We start from the raw sequence: 14,638 nt of genomic DNA, 5'->3' as shown, positions 1-14,638 counted from the left end.
TTACTGCGGCAAAAGTAGCTATTTCAAACGTTTTCGTAAAATTTTTTAACGGATATTTTAGAAATAAAAAAACCTCGGCGTGAACCGAGGTTTAAAGAAATTAAGTACATAACCAATTTTATAATAACATGCGTACTTGTTCTCCGTTTTGAGTCAATATTTCAATTCTAAATTTATCTGCGCCTGATTTTGAATTCAATGTTTTTGAAGCTTGTTCCATCGAAGTGATTTTTACTCCGTCAATGCTTAAAATGATACTTCCAATTAATTCATTACGGTATTCCATGAATTTTTCATTGGTTACATCTTTGATTTTAACACCATTGTTCAAGCGGAAACGTTTTTTGTCGGCAGCATCAATGTCTTCAAGTTCAAAACCGTTGTATTCATAATTTACCAGTTCTTTTTTGGTTAATTTGATTGGTAAACTCATTTTGTCATCACCTCTTAAAATACCTACTTGTACTTGGTCATTCGGGCGTTTAGTGTTGATGTATGATGTTAAATCAGCAAAACCTTTAATTTTTTGGTTGTCCAATTGAACAATTACATCGCCTTTTTTCAATCCGCCTTTTTCAGCACCAGAGTTTTTGTATACTTTATTGATGTAAAACCCTTGCGTTTCTTTTACACCGAATTCTTTAGAAGCTGCATCGTTCAATTCGCCACCTTCAACGCCTAAAACACCTCTTTGCACATTGCCAAATTGCATCAAGTCTTCGACAATTTTACGGGTTATATTCGATGGAACGGCAAACGAATAGCCGGTATAGCTTCCGGTTGGTGAAGAAATCATAGTATTGATTCCAATAAGCTCTCCGCGTGTGTTAACTAATGCACCACCACTGTTTCCAGGATTTACAGCTGCATCGGTTTGAATAAACGACTGAATCCCGTTGTTGGATAAGTCTCTGGCTTTGGCCGAAACGATTCCTGCAGTTACCGTTGAAGTTAAATTGTAAGGATTTCCAACTGCTAGTACCCATTCGCCAACTTTAATATTGTCAGAATTTCCAAAAGTGGTATAAGGCAATTTTTCAGTAGCTTCTACTTTAATCAAAGCGATGTCCATTTTGCTGTCGGTTCCTACCAATTTGGCTTTGTAAGTTTTGTTGTTGTTTAAAGTAACTTCTAATTCTGTGGCGTCTTTTACCACGTGATTATTGGTTACGATATAACCGTCTTCACTAATAATTACTCCAGAACCGGTTCCGATCTGCTTTTGTGGTGTTGTTCCGCCACCTTGATAACCATAAAAGAATTCCATCAATGGATTGTTGGGTACATTGTATACGGTTACGTTTTTAACGTGGACCACGGTATGAATGGCATTATCTGCCGCAGCTGTGAAATCAACTGCTTCGCCTCCAAGGCCTACATTTCTGGCATAGCTTTCTGAAGCAATAGCCAATCCTGATTTTGGAGCATCATTGTCAATAAATAATTTGTAAGCTCCTAAAGTAGTGGCTCCACTCAATAATGAAACCAGAAATAAACTTCCAAATCTTTTCATAATCTGTAATTGTTTGTTTAAAATTTTATAACGTAAAAATATAATTTTCTTATTTTATGTCAATAGGTTTAACGCTCGTTTAACACTCTTTAACGTATCATTAATATTTGTATTTTTGTATTTTTGAAGCTCAGCATTTTTGCTACTATTCATATTTGGTTTCCTGTTCTTCGCGCTACATGGTAGCTTGATTCGATCAGGTCTCTTTCACTAGTTAATCGTTACAATGAACTATACATTTTATAAATACCAAGGAACAGGAAATGATTTCGTTATTTTGGATAATCGCCAAGAAACATTCCCAAAAAATGATACCCAATTGATCAAGTTCTTATGCGATAGACGTTTCGGTATTGGTGCAGATGGATTAATGCTTTTGGAAAACGACGAATCGTCCGATTTTAAAATGGTATACTATAATTCTGATGGTAACCAAAGTTCGATGTGTGGAAACGGTGGACGTTGTCTTGTTGCATTTGCTAAAAAATTAGGGGTTATTGAAAGTTCGACTACTTTTATTGCGGTGGACGGTTTGCATCATGCTACCATTGACGAGCATGATATTGTTTCATTACAAATGAAAGATGTTGATGAGGTGCAGCAACATGAGAATCATATTTTTTTAAATACGGGTTCGCCTCATCATGTACAATTGGTGGAAGATTTGCATATTTTCGATGTTAGAAACGAGGGTTCTAAAATTCGGTACGGTGAGTTGTATGGGCAAGCTGGTAGTAACGTGAACTTTGTAACGCAGACCGATGAAAATAAATTTGCGCTGAGAACCTACGAAAGAGGGGTTGAAGATGAGACACTTTCCTGTGGGACAGGAGCTACAGCAGTTGCTATAGCAATGAAGTCAATCGGTAAAACTCACAGTTCGGTAATTCAGCTTCGTGTGGAAGGTGGTGAATTAGAGGTTTCTTTTCATGAAAAAAACGGTTTCTTTACTCAGGTGTTTCTGAAAGGACCGGCTAAATTCGTGTTTTCAGGTACAATTTCGGTAGAATAGTTTATTTTTTACCGTTTAACAATCTAATACGTTCGATTATTTCAATGATTACATTAAAAGGTGAAACTATTTATTTGAGAGCACTCGAACCGGAAGATTTGGAGTTTGTTTACAGGTTGGAGAATGATGAGACTATTTGGGAAGTGAGTAATACACAAACGCCCTATTCCCGGTTTTTGATTCGTCAGTATCTGGAAAATGCACATCAAGATATCTATGAGGCAAAACAATTGCGATTGGCTATTTGTAAAAATGAAAACGACAAAGCAATTGGTTTGATCGATCTGTTTGATTATGATCCGCAAAACAAAAGAGCAGGAGTGGGGATTATTGTGGCTAATCCTGAGGAACGCCATCAAGGTGTCGGTAATGAGTCGCTAAAGCTGTTGATTGCCTACGCATTTTCAAAATTGAATTTACATCAGTTATATGCAAATATTGCTTCTCATAATGAAGCCAGTTTGAAGCTTTTTGCTAATTTTGGATTCCAAAGAATAGGAATAAAAAAAGACTGGATTTACCATAACGGTAAATTTCATGATGAAGAACTATTCCAATTAATCAATACCAATTTTTAAATTTTACCATTTTGAATAAAAAGAAGATTTTAATCGTACTTACAGTCGTAGCAATCGCTGTTGCGGGTTATTTATATATGAACTTTTTCGCCTCTAATACTAAATTTGACAAAGAGGAGCAGTATGTTTTTGTGCCGACAGGTTCAACTTATGAGGATGTTTTGAAAATTATTGATCCTTATGTTAAAGATGTGAATGGTTTTAAAATGGTGGCAAAACTAAGATCGTACGATCAAAATGTGTTTCCTGGTCGATTTTTATTTAAAAGAGGAACCGGAAGTTTAGGCTTGGTTTCAGCTTTACGTCATAATCAACCTTTGGATTTGGCTTTTAATAATCAGGAGAGTCTTGAAAAATTAGTATCAAGAGTGTCGTCACAAATCGAAGCGGACAGTTTGAGTTTGATGAGAGCAATTAAAGATCCGACTTTTATGGCTAAAAACGGATTTAACGAAGAGACTGTTTTAGGGATGTTTATTCCAAATACATACCAATTCAAATGGAATACTTCAGCGGAAAAATTCAGAGATAAAATGCTGAATGAATACAATGATTTCTGGACAGATGAAAGAAAAGCTAAAGCGAAGGCATTAGGAATGACTCCGGTAGAAGTGATTACCTTGGCAGCGGTGGTTCATAAGGAAACGGTAAAAGCAGATGAACGCCCTAGAGTGGCGGGAGTTTATTTGAATCGTTTGAAGACAGAGATGCCATTACAGGCTGATCCTACAATTATATTTGCTATGCGACGTAAAGCAAATGATTTAGATTTAGTAATCAAACGTGTAAAGGGAGATATGCTTAGAGTAGATTCGCCTTATAATACATATATACATACGGGATTGCCTCCTGGGCCAATAGCTATGCCTGATATTTCGGCGGTTGATGCAGTTTTAAACCCTGAAAAGCACAATTATATTTATTTCTGTGCAAGTGTGGAGCGTTTTGGCTATCATGATTTTACGGCCTCTTATGAAGAGCATATGAAGAATGCTAGAAAGTATGCTGAATGGGTTAGTAAATTAGGAATTCAGTAGTTGTTGAAATTTTTACGATACATACTGTTTATATTAATCTCGATTCCGGTATTTCCACAATCCGGAATCGATTCTTTTTTAGCACCATCCGATTCGCTTAATATCGGTAGGAAGAAAGCGGTGCTGTATGCTGAAATTGGACTGGCAACAGGAGCTTTAGTAGGTTTAAGTCAGTTGTGGTATAAGGATTATCCGCAAAGTAAGTTTCATTTTATTAATGACAATTCGGAATGGTTGCAAATGGATAAAGTGGGACATTTTTATTCTGCTTATCATTTGAATCGTTTTGGTTGTGAAACTATGAACTGGGCTGGTTTGCCTAAAAACAAGCAGTTGGTTTATGGTTCTGTTCTGAGTCTGGGTTTTTTGACTACCGTTGAGGTTTTTGATGGGTTTTCGCAAAAATGGGGTGCATCATCAGGAGATATCATTGCGAATATTTCAGGAACCGGATTGTATGTTTCGCAAGAGTTACTATGGAAGGAACAAAGAATAATGCCAAAATTCTCGTTTCATACCACAAAATATGCTGAAGTCAGACCCGATGCTTTGGGAGAATCGTTTAACGAGCAACTCTTGAAAGATTACAATGGCCAAACCTATTGGTTATCGGTAAATTTGCATTCCTTTTTTAAAGGCTCAAAGTTGCCGAAATGGTTCAATATTGCTGTAGGATATGGAGGAAACGGAATGATTACCGGTGATGAATTCGTAAATTCGGGTTCAGATTTGCCTTACATAAAAAGAAATCGGGAATTTTACCTTAGTTTTGATGCGGATTTATCAAAAATCGAAACAAAATCACACTTTTTAAAAACTTTTTTCTCAGTTATTAACACAATCAAAATCCCCGCACCAACTGTAAAACTTGGCGCTAACGGAGTTGTTAACTTTGACTGTTTATATTTTTAGACGAAATTAACACGTTATTAAGTATTTAGGTGTTAACTTTGTCGCTGTAAATTTTCTGGCAATGATAGAAATTTCTGAAAAAACTTCAGTGTTCTTAGTTAGAAGAAAATTAATTATATGACAAAAAAACAAATATTCTATTTTGGATTATTTGCCTCAATCATCACATTAAGTTCTGGTTTTAGACCATTCCAATCTGAATTATTTCCTTGGTTTCATGTATTTGAAAAGGAAATTACCTACACAGTACCTACAGAAGTAGAAGTTGATCAAACATTTTTTGATATTCCTTTCACAGGAAAAACCTTTGTTGGTTTTCAACAAAGTTTAGCTGCCCGTGAATCCCAAGGGAAATATCATAAAGTAAATAGTTTTGGTTATCTTGGGAAATATCAATTTGGTTCTCAGACGCTTGAATCGTTGGGAATCGATGATGAAAAAACTTTTCTAAAAAGCAGAAAGCTTCAGGAAAAGGCCTTTATTGCGTATTTAGCACGAAATAAGTGGGAATTACGCAAGGAGATTGCAAAATATTCGGGACGAGTAATTGAAGGTATACCTATTACTGAGTCGGGCATTTTAGCAGCAGCGCACTTGGGTGGTCCAGGTTCTGTGAAACGATTTTTACGTTCAGGAGGACGTAAGAAATTTGTTGACGGTTTTGGAACTTCCGTTGCGGAATATTTAAAAGAATTCGCTGGTTATGATACCAGTTTTATTGAGGCGAATAAAAAAGCAAAAGCAAATAACTACGTATATTAGTAGTTTTTGTGAATGATGAAAATGCAAGGTCGGTTATGTAAATCGACCTTTTGTTTTTTCCAGTCTTTTACAGCCAAAGTTTTGATGTATTCTGTTGGAAGTGTTATGTCACAAGCAATACAAAGATTGGTATTGGGTTGTAGTGTAGTCAAAAGATCTTCCAATAATTTGTTATTTCTATAAGGGGTTTCAATAAATAACTGGGATTGATTTTTGTCGAAAGATAGTTTTTCGAAATTTTTCAATGCTGATTTTTTTTCTCCTTTATCTATTGGTAAATAACCATTGAAAGCAAAACTTTGACCATTCATTCCTGAAGCCATTACAGCTAATAGGATTGAACTTGGGCCAACCAATGGAACAACCTGAATTCCTTTTTCATGCGCTAATTTGACGATCACTGCTCCTGGATCAGCAACGCCAGGGCAACCTGCTTCACTCATTAAGCCAATGTTTTGTCCGCCTAAAAGAGGTTTGATGAATTCTTGATATTCATGTGTTTCTGTATGTTTGTTGAGTACAGAAATCTTTAAATCGGGTTGTTTTTTTTCAGGATGAACGCTTTTGATAAAACGACGCGCAGTCTTTTCGTTTTCAACAATATAGTGGTCAATAAAGTCAATACTTCTTTTGATGGTCTGTGGTAAAACATCTTCAGGGTTCATTTCGCCCAAAGTGGTTGGGATTAAATATAATTTGCCTAAAAATGTAATGGGTTTCATTGGTTAATCGCTTTTAATTTTAAACAAAGATAAAATAAACGAATCTAAATAATAGATATTACGATTCAGAATTCTCTTTTATGATAACAAACCTCAATTTTAATAGAAATTACATTTTTTATTTTTTAGTTTTGACCCTTCCAAAATCAATTTATATGAAGTTTTTATTCCTTTTTTGTTTTTCATTTTTTTCAATCACAGGTTTTTCTCAAAATATAAACTTAAGTGATGCTGAATATCAAAGACTGCATGATAAAGCTCGATTATTGATTAATTCGAATAAGGATAGTTCCTTTATCTATGCAAGCAAAATTGAAAAATCGGATAACAATTTGCATAAATCATTTGCCTATGGAATTAAGTCTTATCTATTTCAATTAAAAGGAGATAGTGTTACTTCAAAACAGTTATATAAGAAATCATTGATTTACTTGGATAAAGTTCCTAATAGCATTGAAAAAACAAAGCATCATTCCTATCTTTTGTCTTATGGGGGCTTAGCAGAATGGAAAAGAGGACATCTTAGTAAGGCTTTAGAATATTATCAGCAGGGTCAAAAATTGTCTAGAAAAGTGGATGATTTTATGCAAGTTGTTAAGTTTAATAATAATATAGCTATTGTTAATAAGGAAATTGGAAATCTTAAATTATCTATACAGGCTTCTAAGGAATCAGATAGAATAACAGATAAAATAGAATATTTGTATGATGTAGATAAATTTTATCAAGCCAAGAGTCAAATTAATTTGAATTTAGGGAATTGTTATAAAGACCTTTTTTTATTCAATCAAAATAGAAAGATTTATTTAGATTCGGCGATCTATTACTATAATAAAACCGTCATTTTTTCTGAGTATATTAAAGGAACTAAATTAAATGCTGAAATAAATATTGCGCTTGCTTATTTGTTAAAGAGAGATATAAATAAAGCTGAAAAAAATTACAAAAAATTATTAGTTGAAACAAAAGATTTAGGGTATGAAAACTGCTTGGTCAATTATGGATTAGGAAGGGTATATTACCAACAAAAGAAGTATGATGAAGCTTTATTGTGTTTTAAAAAAGTAGATTCTATTTATCAAAACACTAAAATGAACATAGTGGAATTTGTTCATTCCAATTATTTTCAGGCCAAAATTTATGCGGCAAATAAAGACTACGATAGTGCTTTGAAGTATTCGAAATTGTATTTGAGTAATTTCAAGGAGCATAGGTCAGAATTAAATGAAGAAACCCTTAAAGTAAACGCTCTGATAAGTACTGATAATTTAGAAAAAGAGATGGTGACTTTGAAAGAAGATCTTAGAAATGAAAGAATATTGAGATATATGTTGGTTTTTCTCACTATTGTAATTGTACTGTTTTTCTTTATAAAAAATTATATCAATAAAAATAAGGCCAATAAAAAAGTAAAATTATTGATTGAGGAGTTTAGAAAAAGAGAGATTGAAGATGTCGAAAAAGAGAATCATACACTAATTGATAATAATTCGGGTAGAAATGATTTGTCGAACAATTCTAGTATTCTAATACTAGATGAAACAAAAGAAAAAGAGATTGTTGAAAAATTAAAAATACTAGAAGAAAAATTAGAATACCTTAAAGAAGGTTATACACTTCAGTATGTGGCTAAAAAAATTAAAACAAACACCACTTATTTGTCTTATGTAATTAATAAAAATTTTGAAAAAACTTTTAGTGAGTATACAAACGAACTTAAAATAAATTATGTAATTAGTCAGATGATTGCAAATCCAATCTATCGTAAATATTCTACTCAAGCGATAGCTGAAAGTGTTGGTTTTAAGAACGCTTCCTCATTTACGAAATCTTTTAGCAAAAGAACAGGTGTTACGCCTGTTCAGTTTGCTAAAAATATAGATTCTTAGGCAATTTATGGAGTATTAATTTTTCCATCACCATCACCACTCCCTGAGCCACCATTATTTGGACCAGTCAAATAAATGTAATTTAAAGTGTTTGTTCTAGGATCATACACCCAGTCTTCACCTCCACCACCTGCGATAGACAGTAGTTGTTTTTTTACTAATTGATTTGCTTTAAAATCTTCTAAATTTAATTTATTGTTTTTCATAAAACTTTATTTGGTATTGATTTTAGGCAAATGTAAACTTTAATAAAATTGATTTGTTGTTTTTTTGATTTTTAAATGGAGTAAGAGAAAGTGTTTTTGTAATTAGTTTAAAATCAATGCGTTATATTTTTAAATCATTTCGATAATTTATAAAATGTCGTAGCTATAATTAATAAATTGTCCTAGTATGTGTTTTTTTTCTGTCTGAATTCTCCAAATCTTTGCCAAAATAACTCGAGAATTTTTCTAACCGAGAAAAAATGAAAAGATGCAAAGTTTAATTAAAAAGCTATTATTGATAAATAACTATTCTGATATTTTTCAGAATTTGAAGAATCTTTTTTATCACATCCAAATTATCCGAGTGTATATGCTATAACCGATTCGTTGCATCTCTTGTCAATTGAGAGCGCCGCAATTAGAATTTCAAAAGAGCAATTTGTTGAATTGCCGAATAATTTTTTAGCAGTCTATAAACATGATTTAGTTTTTGTGACTAAGAAAGATGATATAGTTGTTATTGAAAATGAATCCGGGAAAAAGCAAATAATAAGCAATAATGATTTTCTCTCAGGTTGGAATGAAGTCGTTCTTATAATAGAACCGAACAATGTTGTGGTTATTAAAAAAGAGCATAAATCTTTTAAAAGCAAAACATCTTTCTTGCCGGTAATTGCTTTGATTTCTGTTTCTTTTTTCTATAATGATTATCTTGTAATTGCTGCATTTTTACTAATTACATCAATGCTTGGATTGATTACAAGTGTATTTATTGTTCAAGAGAATGTAGGAATTAAAAACGATGTTGCATCAAAACTTTGCTCAATAAATGCAAATTTATCATGTGCTTCTGTTATTAAATCAAATGCGAATTGGATTAGTAGATGGGTTGACTTCTCGGATTTGCCCTTATTGTTTTTTAGCATAAGTACTATTTCAATACTAATTTCTCCCAATGATTCTTCAATGTTGGTAGGTATAATGAGCGTGTTGTCAATTCCGATAGTCCTATATTCTATTTGGTTGCAAAAAATAGTGCTAAAAAAATGGTGCGTTTTGTGCTTGATTGTTGGATTGATTGTAATCTTTCAAAGTGTGCTTTTTTGGTTCAGATTGCAATCATTTACAATACTACAAAGCTTAAATTATTTTGTTTTATTGTTTGTTTCCATTGTGATTACCACAATGTGGTTTATACTTAAGCCAATGTTGATATCCAAAATTAAAGCTGATAATGAAGTCAAAAGTCTAAAAAGATTCAAAAGAGAATACAAGCTTTTTCAATTTTTATCTGAAGAAATTACTTCTTTAGAAGGTTTTAATGAATTAAAAGGAATACACTTTGGAAATAGTTGTGCTGCTGCACAGCTTACGATTATAATCAGTCCAAGTTGTGGGCATTGTCATGATGTGTTTAAGGATGGTTTTGAATTGGTTAAAAAATTTCCAGAAAAATTTCATTTGAATATATTGTTCAACATCAATCCTGAAAATGATAATAATCCATATAAAACGGTTGTAGAAACCTTACTCGAAATCCAAAACTCTTTGCCTGAAAAAGCCGAAGAGGCTATTGTTGACTGGCATATTCATAAGATTGGGCTGAGTGAATGGATAAAAAAATGGAAAGTTGAACATAATGGTATGCAAGTAAACAATCAATTGTTTCAGCAGTATAATTGGTGTTCTAAAAATGAATTTAATTATACTCCTGTAAAAATTGTAAATGGCAAATTATTTCCAAAGGGATATGATATCAATGAACTTAAATTCTTTTTAAATGATTTCGCTTCAGAAGTCAATGAATCGCAAATTTTAGTTCAAGCTTAAAATAATAATACAATATTCTTGGCCGAGAATAGACAGAAATCTCAACTGTCTTTAAAAGATTGAGGTAATTTAAATTTTAAAACTATACAATCATGTTAAAAAACATTTTAAACTTAGAAGGAACAAAAAAATTAACAGCTAACGAGCAAAAGTCTTTAAATGGAGGTGTTGGAAACCCATCTAATTGTTATCATGCAGCTGTTAATGAAGCAGGTGTTGTGGTTTGTCAACCTGGGTATTCATTTAGAGTAGTTTTTGGAAAGGCATATTGCTGTCTTAATTAAATAAATACAACCGCTTGATTTATCAAGCGGTTTTTAACTGTTTTTGACGCAGAATAAGCAAGTCTTAAAAATCTATATTATATACAAATGAATGGCAAAGACTGTGGTCTCACATGTTTGAAAATTGTATCAAATACTTCGGTAGGACAAACAATAGTCAGTTGTTAAGTGATTTCAAAATCGAAATTTAAGTTTCATCTATTTTATTCTCTTTGTGCAATTAATTTTATTTACAAGGGAATAGCAATAGAACTTATAAGAAGTTGGATTTTCTTGTATTTGTCAATATGAATTGATGTTTTTCTGATTTCAGTTTTCTTTATCAAATTAATGAATATGCTCATATCTTTTTTTGATATGCGAATTACAGATGATTATCATGCACTGCATTGCTGATCATCGTAGAATTGAAAGAATTTTATATCAGTTTAAAGTATTTTTCGTTTAAGTTTCTCTGCGATACTGCTACAAGCTTGATCTAACATGTTGTAGACTTTGTCAAATCCATCTTGCAGGCCATAGTAAGGATCTGGGACATCTACTTTTTCGCCAGGAAAAATTTCTTCCAGAATGAGTTTTACTTTGGCTTTTTCGGCTTCATTTTGTGTTTGAGCAATCACGTCTTTGTAATTTTGATTGTCCATGACATAAATATAATCAAATTCCTGAAAATCGGTTTTAGAAAAATGACGGCCTCGTAAGTGTGAAATATCTAAATTGTTTTTCTTTGCTGTAGCAATCGATCTTTTGTCGGGAGCCTGACCCACGTGCCAATCTCCAGTTCCGGCTGAATCAATTGTAAAATCATCGGAAAGTTTAGCGCGTAAAATACCTTCGGCCAATGGAGAACGACAAATATTCCCCAAACAAACCATTAATATTTTTGTGGTCATTACAGTGAAAGTTTTTTGTTGATGTCGTCAACAAATTTTTTGAATTGCTTATCAGTTGAAACCAAATTATCTACAGTTTTACAAGCGTGAAGTACGGTTGCGTGATCTCTGTCTCCAATTTGAGATCCGATATTAGCCAAAGAAGCCTTAGTGTATTTTTTTGCAAAAAACATAGCCAATTGACGTGCCTGTACAACGTGACGTTTTCTCGTTTGTGATTGTAAAGTCAATACATCCAATTGGAAATAATCGGAAACTACTTTTTGGATATAGTCAATTGAAATTTCACGCTTCACATTTTTTACAAACTTCTCAACAATTTGTTTAGCCAAATCGATGGTTACTTCTTTTTTGTTGAAAGAAGATTGAGCAATTAATGAAATGATAGCGCCTTCCAATTCACGTACATTGGTTTTGATGTTGCGAGCCACATATTCAATGATGTCTTCAGGCATTTCAACACCGTCACGGAATAAAATATTCTTTAAGATAGAAACTCTGGTTTCGTAATCAGGCTGGTGCAATTCAGCAGATAATCCCCATTTGAAACGCGATAACAAGCGTTGCTCGATATCTTGCATGTCAACCGGAGCTTTATCTGAAGTTAAAATCACCTGTTTTCCGTTTTGGTGTAAATGGTTGAAGATGTGAAAAAATACGTCTTGCGTACCCGATTTTCCAGATAGGAATTGTACATCGTCAATAATTAAAACATCAATTAACTGATAGAAATGAATAAAGTCATTTCTTGTATTTTTCTTAACCGAGTCAATATATTGTTGTGTGAATATTTCAGCAGATATATATAGGACTGTTTTTTCTGGGTATTTGTCTTTAATTTCAACACCGATAGCATGTGCTAAGTGTGTTTTTCCTAATCCAACGCCTCCAAAAATCAATAACGGATTGAACGAAGTTCCACCTGGTTTATTGGCAACGGCCATACCGGCACTTCTAGCCAAACGGTTAGAGTCTCCTTCCAAGAAATTGTCAAAACTGTAATTCGCGTTAAGCTGCGATTCAATTTTGATATTTCGGATTCCAGGAATGATAAACGGATTTTTTAATTCTGGATTTTTTTGCTGTACCGGAACATCAATTTCTTGCGTTTTTACCGGTTGACGTGTGGCACTCGGTAACTGTTCAGTAAATGGAAGTTTGTTCCCGTAGGTGTTTTCCATTTTGATTTTATACAGTAACTTCGCATTTTTTCCAAGTTCCTTTTGTAAGGCTACTTTTAATAACTTAACATAATGCTCCTCTAGCCATTCGTAAAAGAATTTACTTGGCACCTGAATATAAAGTGCATTGTCGGTAAGCTCTACAGACTTGATTGGTTCAAACCAAGTTTTGTATGCTTGCTCCTGTATGTTGTCCTTTATGAAAGAAAGACAATTTTCCCAGACCGATTCCGCAGTTTTATTCATTATATGCATTCTTATATTGTTAGTTTTAAAGGTTTTACTTGGACAAATTACAGGCCAAGAATTTGAGTAGATTGGGATAGCAAATATGGATTATAATTATTGTAAAAAAAAATTTTTTTCATATTGATTTTATGAAAAAATTGTTGTAAGAAATTTTATTGGGGTTACCAAATGGTTAAATAATTATTATAAGAAATTAATGAAAATTCACGAAATAAAAGTAAGGGTTCGGTATGCAGAAACCGATCAAATGGGGATGGTATATCATGGAAATTATGCGCAATATTTTGAGTTAGGTCGCGTGGAATGGCTTAGAAATCTGGGGGTTTCCTACAAATTGATGGAAGCGGCAGGTATAATGCTTCCGGTAGTGTCGCTGTCTATGAATTATAAAAAACCGGCACGCTATGATGACGAACTTACGGTGCGCACCATCTTCAAAAGTCAGACTTCAGTCAAGATAGAATTTGACTATGAAGTGTATAATGAAAAGTCAGAGTTATTAACAACGGGGAATTCGATTTTGGTATTTGTAGATATGAAAACCGGTCGTCCAATTTCTCCTCCGGAACATCTGAAAAAGTTATTGGCAACAATTTAAATATTCCTGTTTGATCTATTTAATTTTTTAGATGATTTTTCAGAAAATGAATAATGTTATAGTCGTAATCTGAATCAAATTTTCTTGCAAAGAGTTTGTTATTCGGTTGGGTTAGTAACAACTCATTGTCGTTGATGGAAAATGTGGGTGGTTTGATTGGAACATCTCTTCCCCAATCTACAAAAGTTAATGAATCCTGAATTTTAAGATCAATGCTGTTTTTTAAATGCATGATAACAGATTGGAAAAAAATTTCATCTGAGAGTAATGTATACTTATGGTATGCTAAGAATTCCGGATTTTGTTCGCAAAAAGTCAAAATGCTTCGTATTGTTTCTGTTTTTAAGCACCACCATTGACTTCCACCATAAGGTTTGATGTGTTCTGGTTTTTTTCTTCTTTGAAATAGTTTGAATATGAATTTTATTTTACCGTTCAATATAAGTTTGATTACAGATTTTAGATTTGAAATGCTGTAAAACTTTTTCTCATAAATGCTCGGGCATGTCACAAAATGGCCTCTTTTAGAACTTAAGTTGAATTTGTAATGATTAACTCTGTTGAGTCCTTTTTGATACCACTCGTTAGTGGGTATGGAATGGATATCTATAAAGTCGTAATCCTTATTTTCTTCCAGAAAATTATTTATGTGTTTGTTGCTTTTTATTGGAAAGTCTTGGCCGCTTATTAAGATGCAGTGTCCTTTTGCATTTTGTTTGATAATTTCTTTCAATACATATAAGGTAGCTTCAACCGTACTGTGGTCGCACCATATAACATCAAAAGGCTTTTGTATAAATATGATATTTTCAAGTTTTGGAAGTAAATCTGTAAAAGGAGTTATATCCGTTTTTTTATCAATATGAATGTAGAATGTTGATAATACATCATTAAGCTGTGTAATTAATTCCAGAAGCTGCTCAGGGTTTTTATGGGCTAGGATGAGGTAGTTCTTGTGCAACATATTTTTAT

General features: G+C 33.0%; 15 protein-coding genes. 9 read left to right on the top strand and 6 right to left on the bottom strand.

From position 1 onward, the window contains the following. Positions 1-118: 118 nt before the first annotated feature. Positions 119-1,513 (bottom strand): Do family serine endopeptidase, encoded by a 1,395-nt coding sequence (locus ACFO7M_RS11070; protein WP_379715944.1) that lies wholly within the window; start codon positions 1,511-1,513, stop codon positions 119-121. A 226-nt stretch (positions 1,514-1,739) separates the two neighbouring features. Between ACFO7M_RS11070 and dapF the strand changes: the two genes are divergently transcribed. From dapF to ACFO7M_RS11045, 5 genes are all read left to right on the top strand, one after another. Further along, entirely contained in the window at positions 1,740-2,525 is a 786-nt protein-coding gene (gene dapF, locus ACFO7M_RS11065; RefSeq protein WP_379735670.1) for a diaminopimelate epimerase, read from the top strand. A 44-nt stretch (positions 2,526-2,569) separates the two neighbouring features. Continuing rightward, the gene (locus ACFO7M_RS11060; RefSeq protein ID WP_379735668.1) at positions 2,570-3,103 is read left to right on the top strand and encodes a GNAT family N-acetyltransferase; all 534 of its coding nucleotides are present in this window, start codon (positions 2,570-2,572) and stop codon (positions 3,101-3,103) included. An 11-nt stretch (positions 3,104-3,114) separates the two neighbouring features. After that, positions 3,115-4,140: an endolytic transglycosylase MltG gene (gene mltG / locus ACFO7M_RS11055; RefSeq protein ID WP_379735666.1), complete on the top strand. Its 1,026-nt coding sequence runs from the start codon at positions 3,115-3,117 to the stop codon at positions 4,138-4,140. Next, a complete protein-coding gene (locus tag ACFO7M_RS11050) occupies positions 4,141-5,052 on the top strand; it encodes a DUF2279 domain-containing protein (RefSeq protein WP_379735665.1) in 912 nt (303 codons plus the stop codon). A 117-nt stretch (positions 5,053-5,169) separates the two neighbouring features. Then, on the top strand, positions 5,170-5,814 hold the full coding sequence (locus tag ACFO7M_RS11045; RefSeq protein WP_379715928.1) for a peptidoglycan-binding protein LysM: 645 nt from the start codon (positions 5,170-5,172) through the stop codon (positions 5,812-5,814). Here ACFO7M_RS11045 and ACFO7M_RS11040 read toward each other — a convergent pair. Next, positions 5,811-6,536: an SAM-dependent methyltransferase gene (locus tag ACFO7M_RS11040; RefSeq protein WP_379715925.1), complete on the bottom strand. Its 726-nt coding sequence runs from the start codon at positions 6,534-6,536 to the stop codon at positions 5,811-5,813. The two genes, ACFO7M_RS11045 and ACFO7M_RS11040, sit on opposite strands and share 4 nt — an antisense overlap. A 155-nt stretch (positions 6,537-6,691) precedes the next feature. Between ACFO7M_RS11040 and ACFO7M_RS11035 the strand changes: the two genes are divergently transcribed. Next, positions 6,692-8,425, top strand: coding sequence for a helix-turn-helix domain-containing protein (locus ACFO7M_RS11035; RefSeq protein WP_379715922.1), 1,734 nt, complete (start codon positions 6,692-6,694; stop codon positions 8,423-8,425). A 5-nt stretch (positions 8,426-8,430) separates the two neighbouring features. Here ACFO7M_RS11035 and ACFO7M_RS11030 read toward each other — a convergent pair whose 3' ends face one another. Further along, on the bottom strand, positions 8,431-8,631 hold the full coding sequence (locus ACFO7M_RS11030) for a hypothetical protein (protein WP_379715919.1): 201 nt from the start codon (positions 8,629-8,631) through the stop codon (positions 8,431-8,433). 447 nt (positions 8,632-9,078) lie between these two features. Between ACFO7M_RS11030 and ACFO7M_RS11025 the strand changes: the two genes are divergently transcribed. After that, positions 9,079-10,461, top strand: a complete 1,383-nt coding sequence (locus ACFO7M_RS11025) for a vitamin K epoxide reductase family protein (protein ID WP_379735663.1) — start codon at positions 9,079-9,081, stop codon at positions 10,459-10,461. A gap of 92 nt (positions 10,462-10,553) precedes the next feature. Further along, entirely contained in the window at positions 10,554-10,745 is a 192-nt protein-coding gene (locus tag ACFO7M_RS11020) for a hypothetical protein (RefSeq protein WP_379715913.1), read from the top strand. A 428-nt stretch (positions 10,746-11,173) separates the two neighbouring features. Here ACFO7M_RS11020 and ACFO7M_RS11015 read toward each other — a convergent pair whose 3' ends face one another. Then, on the bottom strand, positions 11,174-11,638 hold the full coding sequence (locus ACFO7M_RS11015) for a low molecular weight protein-tyrosine-phosphatase (protein WP_379735661.1): 465 nt from the start codon (positions 11,636-11,638) through the stop codon (positions 11,174-11,176). Continuing rightward, positions 11,638-13,065: a chromosomal replication initiator protein DnaA gene (gene dnaA, locus ACFO7M_RS11010; RefSeq protein WP_379718980.1), complete on the bottom strand. Its 1,428-nt coding sequence runs from the start codon at positions 13,063-13,065 to the stop codon at positions 11,638-11,640. Before dnaA ends, ACFO7M_RS11015 begins: the two co-directional genes overlap by 1 nt. Positions 13,066-13,264: 199 nt before the next feature. On the opposite strand from dnaA, the gene ACFO7M_RS11005 reads away from it, so the two are divergent. After that, positions 13,265-13,666 carry an acyl-CoA thioesterase gene (locus tag ACFO7M_RS11005; protein ID WP_379715907.1) on the top strand — a complete coding sequence of 134 codons (402 nt, stop codon included), beginning with the start codon at positions 13,265-13,267 and terminating at the stop codon, positions 13,664-13,666. A gap of 19 nt (positions 13,667-13,685) precedes the next feature. Here the strand turns inward: ACFO7M_RS11005 and ACFO7M_RS11000 are convergent, their stop codons facing one another. Beyond that, positions 13,686-14,630, bottom strand: a complete 945-nt coding sequence (locus ACFO7M_RS11000) for a beta-1,6-N-acetylglucosaminyltransferase (protein WP_379715904.1) — start codon at positions 14,628-14,630, stop codon at positions 13,686-13,688. Positions 14,631-14,638 lie beyond the last annotated feature (8 nt).

Source organism: Flavobacterium sp. GCM10023249 (assembly GCF_042653365.1).
GTDB lineage: Bacteria > Bacteroidota > Bacteroidia > Flavobacteriales > Flavobacteriaceae > Flavobacterium.
This window is presented reverse-complemented; position numbering and strand designations above follow the sequence as displayed.